Source organism: Methylococcus capsulatus, assembly GCF_036864975.1.
Classification (GTDB): Bacteria; Pseudomonadota; Gammaproteobacteria; order Methylococcales; family Methylococcaceae; genus Methylococcus.
On the sequence record NZ_CP104311.1, the window covers coordinates 972,243 to 985,238 of the forward strand.

14 protein-coding genes are annotated in these 12,996 nt (G+C 67.7%); all 14 read right to left on the bottom strand.

What is annotated here, in order from left to right; genetic code table 11:
• Position 1 precedes the first annotated feature (1 nt).
• Positions 2-466 carry a lysozyme gene (locus N4J17_RS04745; RefSeq protein ID WP_277458463.1) on the bottom strand — a complete coding sequence of 155 codons (465 nt, stop codon included), beginning with the start codon at positions 464-466 and terminating at the stop codon, positions 2-4.
• The gene (locus tag N4J17_RS04750) at positions 463-939 is read right to left on the bottom strand and encodes a hypothetical protein (protein WP_277458462.1); all 477 of its coding nucleotides are present in this window, start codon (positions 937-939) and stop codon (positions 463-465) included. The genes N4J17_RS04745 and N4J17_RS04750 overlap by 4 nt, the downstream gene beginning before the upstream one ends.
• Positions 936-1,226: a DUF6127 family protein gene (locus N4J17_RS04755; protein WP_277458460.1), complete on the bottom strand. Its 291-nt coding sequence runs from the start codon at positions 1,224-1,226 to the stop codon at positions 936-938. The genes N4J17_RS04750 and N4J17_RS04755 overlap by 4 nt, the downstream gene beginning before the upstream one ends.
• Positions 1,227-1,292: 66 nt before the next feature.
• Positions 1,293-1,646, bottom strand: coding sequence for a DUF2793 domain-containing protein (locus N4J17_RS04760; RefSeq protein WP_277458458.1), 354 nt, complete (start codon positions 1,644-1,646; stop codon positions 1,293-1,295).
• The gene (locus N4J17_RS04765) at positions 1,646-3,832 is read right to left on the bottom strand and encodes a phage tail protein (protein ID WP_277458456.1); all 2,187 of its coding nucleotides are present in this window, start codon (positions 3,830-3,832) and stop codon (positions 1,646-1,648) included. The genes N4J17_RS04760 and N4J17_RS04765 overlap by 1 nt, the downstream gene beginning before the upstream one ends.
• Entirely contained in the window at positions 3,822-4,040 is a 219-nt protein-coding gene (locus N4J17_RS04770; RefSeq protein WP_277458455.1) for a hypothetical protein, read from the bottom strand. Before N4J17_RS04770 ends, N4J17_RS04765 begins: the two co-directional genes overlap by 11 nt.
• Positions 4,037-4,270, bottom strand: a complete 234-nt coding sequence (locus tag N4J17_RS04775; RefSeq protein WP_277458454.1) for a hypothetical protein — start codon at positions 4,268-4,270, stop codon at positions 4,037-4,039. Before N4J17_RS04775 ends, N4J17_RS04770 begins: the two co-directional genes overlap by 4 nt.
• Before the next feature lie 9 nt (positions 4,271-4,279).
• The gene (locus N4J17_RS04780; RefSeq protein ID WP_277458453.1) at positions 4,280-5,089 is read right to left on the bottom strand and encodes a DUF2163 domain-containing protein; all 810 of its coding nucleotides are present in this window, start codon (positions 5,087-5,089) and stop codon (positions 4,280-4,282) included.
• A complete protein-coding gene (locus tag N4J17_RS04785) occupies positions 5,086-6,780 on the bottom strand; it encodes a hypothetical protein (protein WP_277458452.1) in 1,695 nt (564 codons plus the stop codon). The genes N4J17_RS04780 and N4J17_RS04785 overlap by 4 nt, the downstream gene beginning before the upstream one ends.
• Before the next feature lie 2 nt (positions 6,781-6,782).
• On the bottom strand, positions 6,783-7,709 hold the full coding sequence (locus N4J17_RS04790) for a hypothetical protein (protein WP_277458451.1): 927 nt from the start codon (positions 7,707-7,709) through the stop codon (positions 6,783-6,785).
• Entirely contained in the window at positions 7,709-8,959 is a 1,251-nt protein-coding gene (locus N4J17_RS04795) for a hypothetical protein (RefSeq protein WP_277458450.1), read from the bottom strand. The genes N4J17_RS04790 and N4J17_RS04795 overlap by 1 nt, the downstream gene beginning before the upstream one ends.
• 10 nt (positions 8,960-8,969) lie before the next feature.
• A complete protein-coding gene (locus N4J17_RS04800; RefSeq protein ID WP_277458465.1) occupies positions 8,970-12,161 on the bottom strand; it encodes a tape measure protein in 3,192 nt (1,063 codons plus the stop codon).
• A gap of 2 nt (positions 12,162-12,163) precedes the next feature.
• Positions 12,164-12,811 (bottom strand): DUF6441 family protein, encoded by a 648-nt coding sequence (locus tag N4J17_RS04805; RefSeq protein ID WP_102042200.1) that lies wholly within the window; start codon positions 12,809-12,811, stop codon positions 12,164-12,166.
• Complete coding sequence (locus N4J17_RS04810; RefSeq protein WP_201769617.1) at positions 12,789-12,959, bottom strand: hypothetical protein; 171 nt, start codon at positions 12,957-12,959, stop codon at positions 12,789-12,791. Before N4J17_RS04810 ends, N4J17_RS04805 begins: the two co-directional genes overlap by 23 nt.
• Positions 12,960-12,996: the final 37 nt, after the last annotated feature.

Here is a 12,996-nt window from a genome sequence, read left to right on the forward strand (position 1 = left end):
GTCAGCCGGATACCAGCAGAAGGACTTCTGCTTCGCGGCGGGCCACCAGTCCCGGTAGCACCTTCCCGGCGCCATACACCCACCGCCGCAGCTCCTTGGCAGCGCTCGGCCAGTCCCGCTGGTTGACCCGGTGCCGCAGGGTCGAGGTCTGCAGCCGCCCTGCGCCAAGGTTGAACGTGAAATCCACGATGGCGGCGAGCCGCGCCTCGGATTCGGTTGCCAGTACCGGACAGTACCGCAGTGTGGCGTTGAGCGCGGATCTCAGATCGCGGGTCAGATAGGCCTCGCCATCGTCCTCGGTAATCGGCGGATGGTCCGGCTTGCAAAGGTGACCGTAGCCGATGGTCCAATACCCTGCCGGGCAAGTATAGGGGTAGGCGCGGCGCTGCGGATCGTGCTTGGGAACACGATGGAAGCCCTCGAAGCGCTTGGCCAGGTCGACCGCGGCCGATGGTACTTCGATCACGTCCGTACCCGGTCGAACACGCGGCCGAGGAACCAGAAGTTCAGCACGCCGGCCCACAGCGCCTGGTCCGCCTCGGTCCAGGCGGCCTGGATGGCCGGAATCCACTCCACACCCGCATCGACCGCGCCGACGAAGGCGGCGGTCTTGGCCGCGCAGTACAGCGTCATGAACCAGTAGGTGATGACCGGCCGCACGCTGCTGGAGAGCGCGTCGGCCCACCGCACACCGGATCGCTGGCCCTGGGCGGCGACGGCCTCGCGCAAGGCCTCGACCGCACCGCTGTTCCAGGCGGCCTCGCTGGCGGCGGCGATCTCGGCCATGCGCTGGGCACCGCGCAGCTTCTCGAACTCCAGCGCCTTGTCCTGCATCGCCAGCTCGTGACCGCGCTCGCCCTTGCGGTCCAGCCACTTGAGGATCTCGGGCGCGAGGCGGAAGGCCCCGCCGAGGAGGCCGCCGAGCAGGGTCTCGATCATTGGCCACCTCCGAACACCTTGAGCTTGATGGCGGCGCCGGCGACCAGGGCCAGGAGGAAGCCGGTGGTCACGAGCCGGACCACGGTCTGCCACGCAGTGTGCTTGGCGGTGTTGAAGGCTTCGAGCAGACCGCGCAACTCGCGGATGTCGTTCGCCGCCTCGGGACCATCAAGGCCGACGTCGGCCAGGGCGCGCCTCGCGCCGCGCTCGGCGGCGCGCGCGAGCAGATCCTCGAATTCGTCGCGCGGCATGACGACCATGCCGTCTTGCAAAGTGGGTGGGCTCATTCGTGGTCTCCGAAAACGAAGAACCCGCCGGGCGGCGGGTTCGGTGGATGATGGAAAGGGAAGCGATCAGACGGCGATGCCCGGGCTCCACCCGGCCGCCTTGTAGACGGAGAGCACGCCCTCGTCCTCGACGAAGCAGGTCCAGCCGATCTTGGGGACGTGGTACTCCCACGCGCCCGCGATGCGCACGGCGATCTGGTCGGTGCGACCCGCCCAGGCGCCGGTGGCCGCTGCCGCGACGATGTAGCGATCGCCATTCAAGGGGCTGGCCGGCGGTGTCCCCAGGTCGCGGTCTATGACCGACAGGCTGACGACGGCACCCAGCCGTTTCAGGTTGGCGTCCATGCCGGCGGCCCAGCCGCTTTCGCCGAGCGTCCAGCCATAATTGAGTCCGAGGTTCGGATCGGTGACTGCGGGCATCAGATACCTCCGTAGTATTTGTCGTAGGAAAGTCCGTAGCCGGCGCGCTCGAACGCGACCGAGTGTTTCTGCAGGCTAATCACGCCCGAGCGGTTGGACTCGAGCTCGATGCGCAGCGCGGCGTTGGGGCGGCCGAGACCGGAGTCGGCGGTATCGTCGGCCAGGGTGTAGGTCTGGCTGGTACCGGTCAGGCCGCTGTAGGTGCGGCGCAGGCTGCCTGCTTCCCCGTAGATGCGCAGCGTGTAGGTCACGCCTGCCTCCGGGCCGATGTTGCCGTTGGTCTGAGGCACCAGGCTCACGGTCTGGCTCAGCCGGTCCCGGTGCGCCCAGGAGATAACCAGATCGCCCTTGGCGACCGCCGGGTAGGCCACGTTGTTGATCTTGACGTTGCCGGGCGGGTACGGCCGGTTTTGCCGGCGGTTCATCGCCAGGGAATCGGTTGGAGCCGATGCCAGCGCCAGCGTGCCCTTACCGGTCACGGTGAGCAGTCGCGCGTTCACCGTTTCGCCGGCGGCGTACTCGGTCGGGTCGACCCCTTGGAAACCGTCCGCGAACCAGATCCGGCTGCCGCTCGCATGGGCCACCGGCACGGTATCGAGCACGCCGCGATTCACTGTCAGGCTCTTGGTCGTCGTGTTGATCGCGGTGACGGCCACCACCTCGTCATCGAGGTAGGCGTACCCGCCGACGGTGATCAGGTCGATGTCGGTCTCGGCGTTGTAAGTGATCGTGCTGGTCACTGCCTGGCCGACATCTGCCGCGAGCACGGCATGGGGGCAGAACTCCCCCTGGCCTCTCAGGTTGTAGGTCGAGGCCGAGCTGGTCTTGCTGTACAGGTCGTAGTTGAGCGCCCCGGATGCCGGGCGCCCGCCCAGGGTCTGCAAATAGCAGTCGGTGGCATCCAGGTAGGCGAGTTCCGACGCGGTCATGGCGCGCGCGATGTCCCAGTACGGCGCCTCGACGAGGCGTCGCGGCGTCGTCGCCGAGGGCGCCGGCACCGGATCGGTCCACCCCGGCGGTTGCGGTGCTGTGTAGCTCCCCTGCGGCAGACCGAAGACATCCTCGACCGCGTCGATGCCGATCGCCCCCTGCGTGAGCGTGCCGCCGTCGATGGCGGCGATACGCATCACCAGGTTCTCGATGCCGAGCGTCGGCCAGGAGAGCTTGAACACGTCCCCGGGCGTCAGACTCCAGGCCCGTCGATTGACCTTCAGCCGCACCTTGGCGAGCGGCGTGGATACTGCCGCCAGGTCGCGCATCGCCACGCGGGCTGCCAGGGCATCGGAGGTGATGCCGGGATAGCGCCGCGTCTGCGACACCACCGCGCCCTGGGCCTGGATGTTGGCCAGGTCCTGCACCGTGATGCTGGTTTCCTTGAACGTGTCCGACTTGGTGTAGATGAGCACCAGCTCGTTGGTCGTCTCGCCCCACGCCGCGCGCTGAAAGCTCTCCAGCTCGATCACGTTGGTGGGATCGAGCACCGGCAGGCTCGCTACCGCGTAGTTCGCCCGTACCAGCTTGAGCACGAAGCGTCCGGTCGAGGGCGAGGTGGTCAGCACCCCTCCGATGTGATCCAGCACCTCGCGCACGAACTGCTCGATCGTGCTCTGCTGCAGCCAGATCAGGTTCAGCCCGAACCCCTCGGACGAGAGCGTATCGGCGGCCGCCTTGAAGCTCGCGTCGTCGATGCTCACCGACGGATACCCCATGCCCCAGGCGGAGTTCGTCAGGCACTCGTAGAGGATGTGCGCCGGATTGGCCGCGCCCGAGATTTCCGCCTTGGTCGAGTACCAGGCCCGAAAGCAGCGCTTCACGCGCACCGCCCAAGGCTTGATGTAGGGGTTGTTGGCGGCGATATAGACCTGGCGCAGGATCAGGCTCAGGAGGCCGCGATACGCCGGCTGCGGGGTTCCGATCGTCGAGGCCAGGTAGTCGTTCGCGCCCTGCGTCGATTCCCCGAAGGCCGCATCCACCGCGCCCGAGATCCCACCCTCGCGCTTTTCACCGCCGAAGAGCTCGGGCGCATTGACCGTGATGCGCCCGCTGGCCGTGAGGTTGCCGCTCCAAGCCTGCCGCTCGCCGACCTGGATCTCGGTGACGGCGTCGACCGGCCCATGGCAGATCGCCAGATGCATGCCGAGGTAGTAACGGTAGCCGACCGTGACGCTCTTGCTGCTACCGCCCATCCTCTCCTCCGGCATTCATCCGTCGGCGGGCCACTTGCACCACGTCCTGGGCCATGCTGTCGCCGGTGGCGAGCAACACGTCCGCGGGCAGCCCCTCGTCGATGAAAAGCGACCAGTCGAGCCCGTGACGGGCGAACCATTCCCGCGCGCCGCGGTTGCAGTACCCGAGGGAACGCATGTCGGCATGGGTCACGATCAGCTCGTTCATTTCTTGCCGCCCTTGGACTTGATCGGCGTCGTGCGCAGGTCGCCGTACCACACGACGTTGGCGCTCTTCACCAGCACGGTTCCGAACACCACCGGCACGGGACGCCCCTCGTCGGCAGTCGGTGCATCGAAGTCCTTGAGCTCGGAGGCCTGCGGTTGGGGCGGCTTGGGGGCGAGGGCGTACTGGATCAACGCCGTGACGATCCAGACGACGATTTGCATCCAGGGCATGGGACACGCTCAGTAAATCGGACTTCCCCCGAAGGGGTTTTTGGTGGGAATGAACGGAAAGCCGCCGAAGTTGGCGCTGTTGCCGAACTTGCTCTCGCAGGTGCTCAGGGTGTGATCGCACCCTGGATAGAGCACGACCGTTGCGCCGACCGAGAGTCCCGGCGGCGCCGCCGCGAGGGTGATGCTGTCGGCCGAATGGGCCACGATCATCCGCTTCTCGGTGATGCCGCTGGCCGACCAGGTGGCGAAACCGCCGGCGAAATGGCCGGGCGCGAAGCCGGCGGCGGCCGGCACGCTGACGACCGTGCCGGCGATGGACCCGACCGTTCCCTGCACCCGATGGACGATGGGGCTCGCCTGGCAGAGGCCGCCGTAGAGCACGTGCGGGCAGTTGCGCTGGTACAGCCGCCGCAGCCCGGTGCGCTGCAGGCTCGTGTAGACCGGCTCGCAGTTGAGCTCGACCTCGGAGCCCCGCCATTCGGCGTTGAGCACGCGCCCCATCCAGACCACCGCCGTCTCTGGCTCACCACGGTGCTGCCGATACACCGTCAGCAACGTCACCTCGGACGGCGGGGTCGCGATGAACTCACCGACGACTTCAACGTCCCGGGCCAGGGTGATCCGCAGCCCCGCGCGCCCGATCTCATTGGTCTGCTCGATGCTTCCCCGCTTGAGGAGCACGGCGGTGTAGTTGAAGGCGTTATAGACGACGTCCTGCGATGCGCTGGTATAGCGCCACGCGTTCGAACCGCGCCGAAACTCGTAGAGTTCGACGGGGCTGGCGGCATCGGTCGAAACCTCCCGGTCTGCGTAGGTCATAGGTCGTCCCGGAGGCTTCGCAAGGGCAGCACGACCTCGGCCACCTCGTCGGTGACGTGCGCGATCTCCACGTTGTCGGTGTCCAGCCGAACCAGGTGCATAAAGGAGATCCGCTGGAACTGGTGGGGCTGCAGCGTGGTGCCGAGCGTGCCGTCGATCGCGACCATCTCACTCGCGGCATCGATCTCGGAGGCGGCGGTGATGCGGCGGTAGAACCTCGCCCCCGAAACGGTGGTGATCAGGAGATCGCGCCGGCCGACCGCCGCCACCGGCCCCTCGGCGTAGCCGCGGTTCTCCACGGTCAGAAAGGCGTCGGTGCCGCCGACCGGCGCGACGACCGCGAGGTCCGACTGGAAGCTCGGCAACCAGAACGGCTTCAGCTTGCCCGCCCGTGCCGCGAGCCACGCGCGAAAGGCTGCGACGGCGGCACGACCCACGAGTAGCCACCGGTGCGTCCGGTTCACACCTGCCACACCGGTCAGGTCATCGATCACGCGGCGGCCGGTCAGGTAGTCGAGGTCGTGCCATTTCCGCCCGAACCGGCCTTCGAGATCCTCCGTCCAGTTGGGCGGCGTCAGCATCACCGGGTAGCCGAGGTAGTCCTGCGACTCGGAGGCGGGCGTGATCGGCCATTCCTCTTCCAGTTGAAACTGAGGCCGGGAGGCCGCGATCGCGTCGGTCAGGTAAGCCACGCCCAGGTCGTTCTGCACCCGGGCCGATCGCACCGGCACGATCTTGGTCCCGGCCGGCCAGTCGTCGGCGATCGGATCATTGAGCGTCACCGAGTTCGCGGTCACGGCGGTGATTTCCGCGAACTCGGAGCGCAATCCATTCACCAGCCCCACGATGCCGCCGACCACGAAATCCTTGTTCGCCGTCGAAACGGCGAGGCTCGTCGCTCCGGCCGGGATGGCGATGGCGGTGATCGAGGCATCGGTCCAGACCGGCAGTCCATACACGCGCGCCTGCCAGGAGATCAGCCGGTTCTCCATCTGAACGCGCGCCTGATCGGAGCCCAGCAGTACGCGGTACTCGAAGCTTCGGCGCGGCTCGGCGCGCAGGCGTACCCGCTGTTCGACGCCGACATGGGACTCCATCACGTCGGTCATCCACTCCAGCCGCTCGATGACGGGCTCGCTCCAATCCGGCGCGAAGACCCAGCCCACGATCCGGCGACCGAGCGCCCGCAGGACGGGCGCGTCGAGCGCGAAGTCGAAGCGGAACGCGGCATTGACGACGGGCGGCCCGTTCGGCGTGACCGACAGCACATAGATCCGGGATTCGAGCGGTCCGAAGCTTGTCGGCGGCACCGAGGGACCGGACAGGGTCATCCCCTCGGCGTTGGTGGCAACGATGTCGGCCAGCGCGTTGGCTTCGAACCACGCGTTCCACACCTCGACCTCGCGCGTCTGCACCGACATCGTGTTGCCGAGGTCGATGCGATTCGGCCGCACGTGCACGCGGTAGTAGTAGTCCTCAACGAAGCTGCGCGCATGCACGCCGGCAAGTGCCCGGGGACTGCTGTCGACCGGCGCGTTGTTCGTGAGCGGGCCGAATCGACCGACGGGGATCGCCGAGGCCCGGCGATCCTCGTAGAGGGCGTCGCCAAGCTGGTCCAGCGGCACCACGTTCAAGTGGTCCCGCGTCCATTGCAGGAACGCGGTGGGATAGAACCCGGTCAGGGCCGGCACGATCAGGGCCCGTCGTAGTGCACGGCGACCCCCAGGAGCCCCGTGCTGTAGTTGCCGTCGCTGTAGGCCACCTGCTTGCCGTCCGGATAGGCCGCGTTCTTGATGTGCCAGGGAAAGAGCTTCCAGCGGTCGGTGCCCAGCTCGATCACGTCGCCCGGGTTGTAGTTGGTCAGGCGCACGAACCGCAGATGGCCGACGTGGCCGATGCTCATGTAGTGGCCGTCCGTGTTCTGCAGGAACAACTGGAACGGCGTCAGCACCGTCTGGCCGTTGAACACGTTCGGGTTGTACTTGTGGATCGGGGAGACGATGGTCGGGCAATGCACGCCGATCGCCGTGCTCCCGATGGGCGGCTCCCAGACGTAGCCTCGCAGTTCGCAGTGGAGATTGCTGGCGGCGTTCTCCTGGTAATAGCCGTTCCAGGAGTCGCGCATGGAGGGGCTCCAGAAGAGCGCACACTCTCTCGGGCTGCTCGGGTAGTAGGGTTGCTGCGAGCCGTCAATGAGCGAGCACACGCCGCCGTCCGCGGAGGCCGGCGTGTGCTGAGCATGGAACCATCCGCCGCCAGCCCAGTTGCCGTACTTCTCGACCGTGCCGAAGCCGATGTGCTGGTGAGTGGTTACGGCGAAGTTGATCGTGCACCAGACGGTATCCGGGTTGTCGAACGCCGCGAGGTGATAGGTGGCCGAGGCCGGCCACGCGGTGTTGTAGATCCGGGAATGACGCCCGCACAGGTCGGGCGCGACGAAGTTGCCGTTTCTCGCGCCCTCGATGCGGACCTCGGAAGCGCTCGGCGCCGTCAGACGGATGTAGGTACCGCCCTTGCTCAACACGTTGCCGTTGGCCGTCCAGCCGTTGGCCACCGCGAAATCCGTGATGGCGACGACCAGGTCTGCGGCCGAGGTGATGACGCCGGTCTGATAGGCCATCACCCGATCCTCAAGGCGAAGAAGTCGCTGAGCCCGTTGCGGGTCACGTCCTGCAGGACGACGTGGGTCTCCGTCCCCACGGTCACCGTGTTCTCGACCGCATTGCCGAAGCCGGTGACGAAATGGATGCCGTCAAGCACGCCGTAGGTGTTCGACGTGTCGTACAGGGTGATCGGCAGCAAGGGGTAAGCGCCGTTGGTGTCGCGGAACGTCGTGGTCTTCGAGTACGGCCAGGCCTGGGGCTGAATCCACGATCCGTCGTTCTTGCGCAGTTTCAGCGTCGTCCGATTGCCCTTGTAGGGCAGGTTCACGGCGCTGTCGGAGTAGCGCGTCCCTGAGGCGGACGGCAGCGGCGCGCCGATCAGCAGCGGGTAGGGATACTGCTGGGGAGTGCCGAAGGGCAGCATCTTCCCCGCGTAGCTCGAGATGTAGGCCGTGTCGACCTTGGCCGAGATGATGACTCGCTGACCGTTGCCGCTGAACCAATACGGGATGGGCTGATTCCACAACGGGATCGCCAGGGCAGTGAGCGCACCCGGCTGATCGTCGAACTGGGCGGCGCCCACGAAGCCCGTGCAGCCGGTGACGGCGATGTTGTAGTAATCGTTGGTCGGGCGATCGTACAGCTGGAAGTTGATGTAGCACGGATCGAAGCCGGTCATGCCCGGCGCCTTGAACCAAACCGCCGGCCGGCGCGCGTGGTTGAAGTCCTGGTAGATCTGCCATTCGGGCAGCAGCACCTGCCTGATGACGGTGCTGGTGGTGTTGCCGCCGTTGGCCGAGACGAAGATTCGCCAGTGGGACTTCGCCCCCGGCGAGGTGCCATCGATCGTGAACTCCTTCGCTTCGTTGTTGGCCCAGGTGACGCCGGTGAAGACCTTCCGGTCGGTCCAATTGATCCCGTCATCCGACCATTGCAGCGTGAAGTCCCTGGGGGACTGGTTCGCGGTGGCGCTGCCGACCAGGGTCAGCCGGGCGATGTCGAACGGCTGGACCATCTTCCAGCGCAGCCAGCTGTTGGCGTACTGCCCGACGGCCGTCGCCCAGCCGTTCGCGTGCGCGTGGTACGGGCCCTTGAAGGCGGTCCAGGGTTCCCAGTTGACCACGAAGGAGCTGGCGTCGATCTCGGAGACCCCGGTGTGCCGGAGCACCTGCCAGTTCTCCGCGGCCCCGAGCCCGGTGCTCAGGAACGTGACGAGTCGTTCGAAGAGATCCACATGGTTGGCGGCGGTGCCGATTTCGAATGCCATATCGTCGCCTTCAGCGCAGGACCTGTCGCACCGCGCCGGCGTTGCGTTGCAGGATGTTGAGGATGGTCTTCTCGCCCGCGGACGAGTTGAGGTAGTCGGCGGCCATCGCCGGGTCGATCACGTTGACGATGCGCACCGCCTGGCCCTGCGGTTGCGGGGGCGGCGTCTCGGGCACCAACCCGCCGGCGGCGAAAGCGAGCCGGGGCCCCTGGATGCGCGGTCCGCCGGAGAGACCGTTGATCGCCTCCAGGAACGCCACGCCCACGCGCTTCACGGCGGCGGCGTTGAGCACGTATTCGCCGGCGGAGAGCCGCGCCGGGATCGAGTCGCTGGTGGATGTGCCCGGACCGGTGACGTAGCCGCCGCCGGCGAAGCCCTGGAACAACGACGAGATCAGCGATCCCAGGCTGAATCCGCCCGCACCGCCGCCTCCGAACAGGTTGCCGAACAGCGCCTCGGCGAGCTTCTGCGAGGCGATGCGGTTGATGGCGGCCAGCACCGAGCGGGCGAAGTCGGCGAAGGCGTCCTTGGCCGATTTGGCGCCGCTGCCGATGGCCTCGAACATCTGCGCGAAGCCGTCCTGCACCGCCCCGTCGATGGCGACCGCCACGTCGTCCACCACGAGCTTCACCTGCGCGATCTCGTTTTTCCAGGTCTGTACCCGGGCGACGGCCTCCGGGCCAATGGCCGCGGCGGCGGCCTCCAACTGCGGCAGGAGCGCATCGAGCGATTCGCCAGTCTGCCGATGCAGCGCGAGGATCTGGCTTCGGGCCTGGGATTCCGAGAGCAGGCCCGACTGGCGCTGCAGGTTGATCGACTCCTCGGATGCACGCATCCGGGCGAGCGCGTCGTTGAACTGGCGCTCGTAGTCGGCGAGATCGGCGGCCGCCGACTTGACGTCGATGAGGCGCCCGACCGTGGCCACGCCTTCGGTGTCGCCCTCGGCACGCAGCCGCTCGATCAGCGTCTGGTACTGCCGCTCGATCGCCGCGCGTCGATCCTGGCTGGTCGCCGCCCCGGTGAGGTCGAGCAGTTCGTCGCGCACCTTGGCAAGCTCCTCGCGCAGCTCGCGCTCGGCCTGGGCGGCCTTGCGGGCATTGGCGACCTCGACGTCCGCGCGCTTGTCGTTGAGGACGGTGAGCTCCGCTTCGAGCTTGGCGACCTCGGCTTTCGCCTTGAGGCGTGCCGGTTCGTCCTTGCCGGTCTTTTGCAGGCGCTGCTGCTCCGCGAGCGAGACCTGCACGCGCCGGATCTCCGCATCGATCTCCTGCTGCTCGATCCGGGTCTTGGCGGTGTAGTAGTCCTTGAGCGAGATCAGCCGGTCTTCTAGGGATGCGTCCAGTGCCCGCGCCTGACGGTCCAACCCGTCCTTGAGGAGCTTGAATTCGGCCTCGGCCTGGGCCTGCACGAGGGCGAGCTTCGCTGCTTCGCCTCCCTTGTCGGGGGCGGACAAGGACTGCGGCTGCGGACGGCCGAAGACGCCTGCCTGGGTTGATTCGGGGCGGATGCGCCGGGCGATGGCTTGCGCGGCGTCCCCGACGTAGTCGCGCGTGACGGCGTCGCGCACGGCTCCAGCCAGCTCCTTCCCGAAATCCCGCACCTCGCCGAGCTGGCGGCCGAGTGCTGCGCGCAGCGCCTGCATCGAAAAGTCGCCGCTGAAGGCCGCTGCCACGTCCTGGCCCAAGGCCTTCGCCAGCTCTCCGATGTCGGAAAAGGCGCTACGAAAGCGCTCGACCAGGAAGGCGGCCGTGATGCCCACGACGCTGCCGATGGCGTTGAACGCGCCGATGACGACGTTCACCATCGCGCGGACGGCCGTGCCGATGGCGTTCAGCGCGCCGACCATCGCCGCGCGCACGCGGACCCAGGAGAGATCGTTGGTGCCGACCAGCCTTCCTAAGGCGCTGACGACTTCGCCGACCTTCTCGACGACCAGGTCCCAGGCGGCGGCGACGATCTGCTTGATCGAGGCGGTCCTGCCGCCGAACTCGACCACGGCGTCGCGCGCCGAATAGAGTGCGCCCGCGAGCAGCCCCGCGGCGGTCACGATGACGCCGATGGGCCCGCCCAGGAGCGCGAGCACCCCGCGCAACAGACCCGCGGCGCGACCGAGCAGGGACGTGGACGCTACTGCCTGAGCCACGGCACCGGAAGCAGCGGTGGCTTGCAGCCGGGCCTTGGCCGCATCCGCGACCAGCGCGCCGGTGGCAAGCCCTTGCGCACGTGCCTGAGCCAAGGCGGCATCGGCGAGCCGCACCCGGGCGAGCGCCTCGGCTTCCAGCGTGCGCAGGTTGGCCAGGCGCGCGGCCGCTTCCGCCCGGGCGGCAGCAACACTGGTCGCGAAGGCGCCGGCCATCCGCCCGAACGCGGCAACCAGCACGACACCGGCCAAGTCGATCAGCAGCTCGAGATGCCCGGCGACGAGCTGGATGGCCTGCGCCAGTCCCGCCGTCAGACCCGAGCTCGCGTCGCGTTCGCCGAAGGCTCGCTGGAAGGCGTTCTTGAGGCGGGTGAGCGCACCCGACACCGTATCGGGGAGGCTCGCGTACTCCTCGGCGAGGCGCGTCCGCTCCTTGAGCAAGGCGTCGAGCACGGCCTTCGAGGTGATCTTGCCTTCCTGGGCCAGGGCTCGCAGTGAGCCGAGCGGCACGCCCATGCCGTCGGCGATGGCTTGCGCCAGGCGCGGCGTCTGCTCGATGACGGAATTGAACTCCTCACCGCGCAGCTGGCCCGAGGCGAAGGCCTGCCCCAGCTGCAGCAGGGCACCGGCCGCCGCGTCGCTGGATGCGCCGGAGAGCGACACGGCCTGCCCGATGGCGTCGGTAGCCGCCAGCACGTCCGCCTGCGAACGCCCCAACGCCTGCACCGAGGGTGCGAGCCGCGCATAGAGGGTGATGGTCTCTGCCAGGGGCGCGCGGTTTTTCTGGGCGATCTCGAAGAGGGCCGCGTCGGCGCGGTTGAACTCCTCTTGCGAGGTGACCGCGAGCTTGAGGCGCGCCTGCAGATTCTTGTACTGGTCGGCGACCTCGACCAGTTCGCGCACCCCCAGCCCGATGCCGATCGCACCGCCGATGCGGGAGAGCACCTGGCCGACCTGGGCGGCTTCGCCGCGCAGGCGGGCGAGATTTCCCTGTACGGACTGGAAGGCCCGTCGCGTCTCATCGACGGCGGTGATGAGGATCTGGGCACGGTTACCGGCCACGTTCAAACCTTCGACATTGCTTTACGGATGGCCGCCGTCAGGCGGGGAAGATCGCCTCGCACCGAGCGGGCGAGGTCGAACCGTTTTCTCAAGCTCACACGTCGCACGAGCACGGCGATGGGAATCTCCTGGCCGCGCCGCACGCGCCTGGCGCCGGTGCGCTCCCGCTCGGCACGACGAAAGCGCGCGAGCGGCTGGGCGTTCTCGGCGATGTTCTCGGCCATCAGGATCTGCTGGCCGTTCTTTTCGATGAAGAAGGCGTTTCCGGAGCGCATCAGGGCATCGATCACCCGAGCGAACGCCTTGCGCCCGATGCGCCGGTGCTGCGGCAGCAGCGGGACGAGCATCCGCCCCCGGATCGTTCCGCCCCGTTCGTGGATACCCAGCCAGGGCACTTTCGAGCCGATGTAGAGGGCCGGGAATTCCTTGGCCTTGCGGTCGAACACCTTGGCGTGCATCGAGCGGAGGAACTTCGGCTTCACGACCTTGAAACCGGCGCGCATTTCGCCCCGCGCCCGCTCGGCCATCGCCTTGCCGGTGTCGCGCATCGCGCGGGCCACGGCGGTGTGGATCGCCTTGCGGGTGTCGCCCTGCCAGGCGCTGAAGCGCCGCCGATCCAGCAAACCGTCAGCGACCAGATCGATCTTCATCACGCATGCCTCGATGGAGTTCGGCCTGGAGCTCACGGATGCCGTCGCGACTGCCCTGGGCGGCAGCGGTCATGACGGCAAGCCGGGTGGCGAGCCGTTCGTGTTCGAGGCGGCGATCGGCGGCGAGGAAGGCGTTCAGCTGGCCCAACGTGTAGCCGAGGATGTCCGGGTAGCGGTGACCGCCC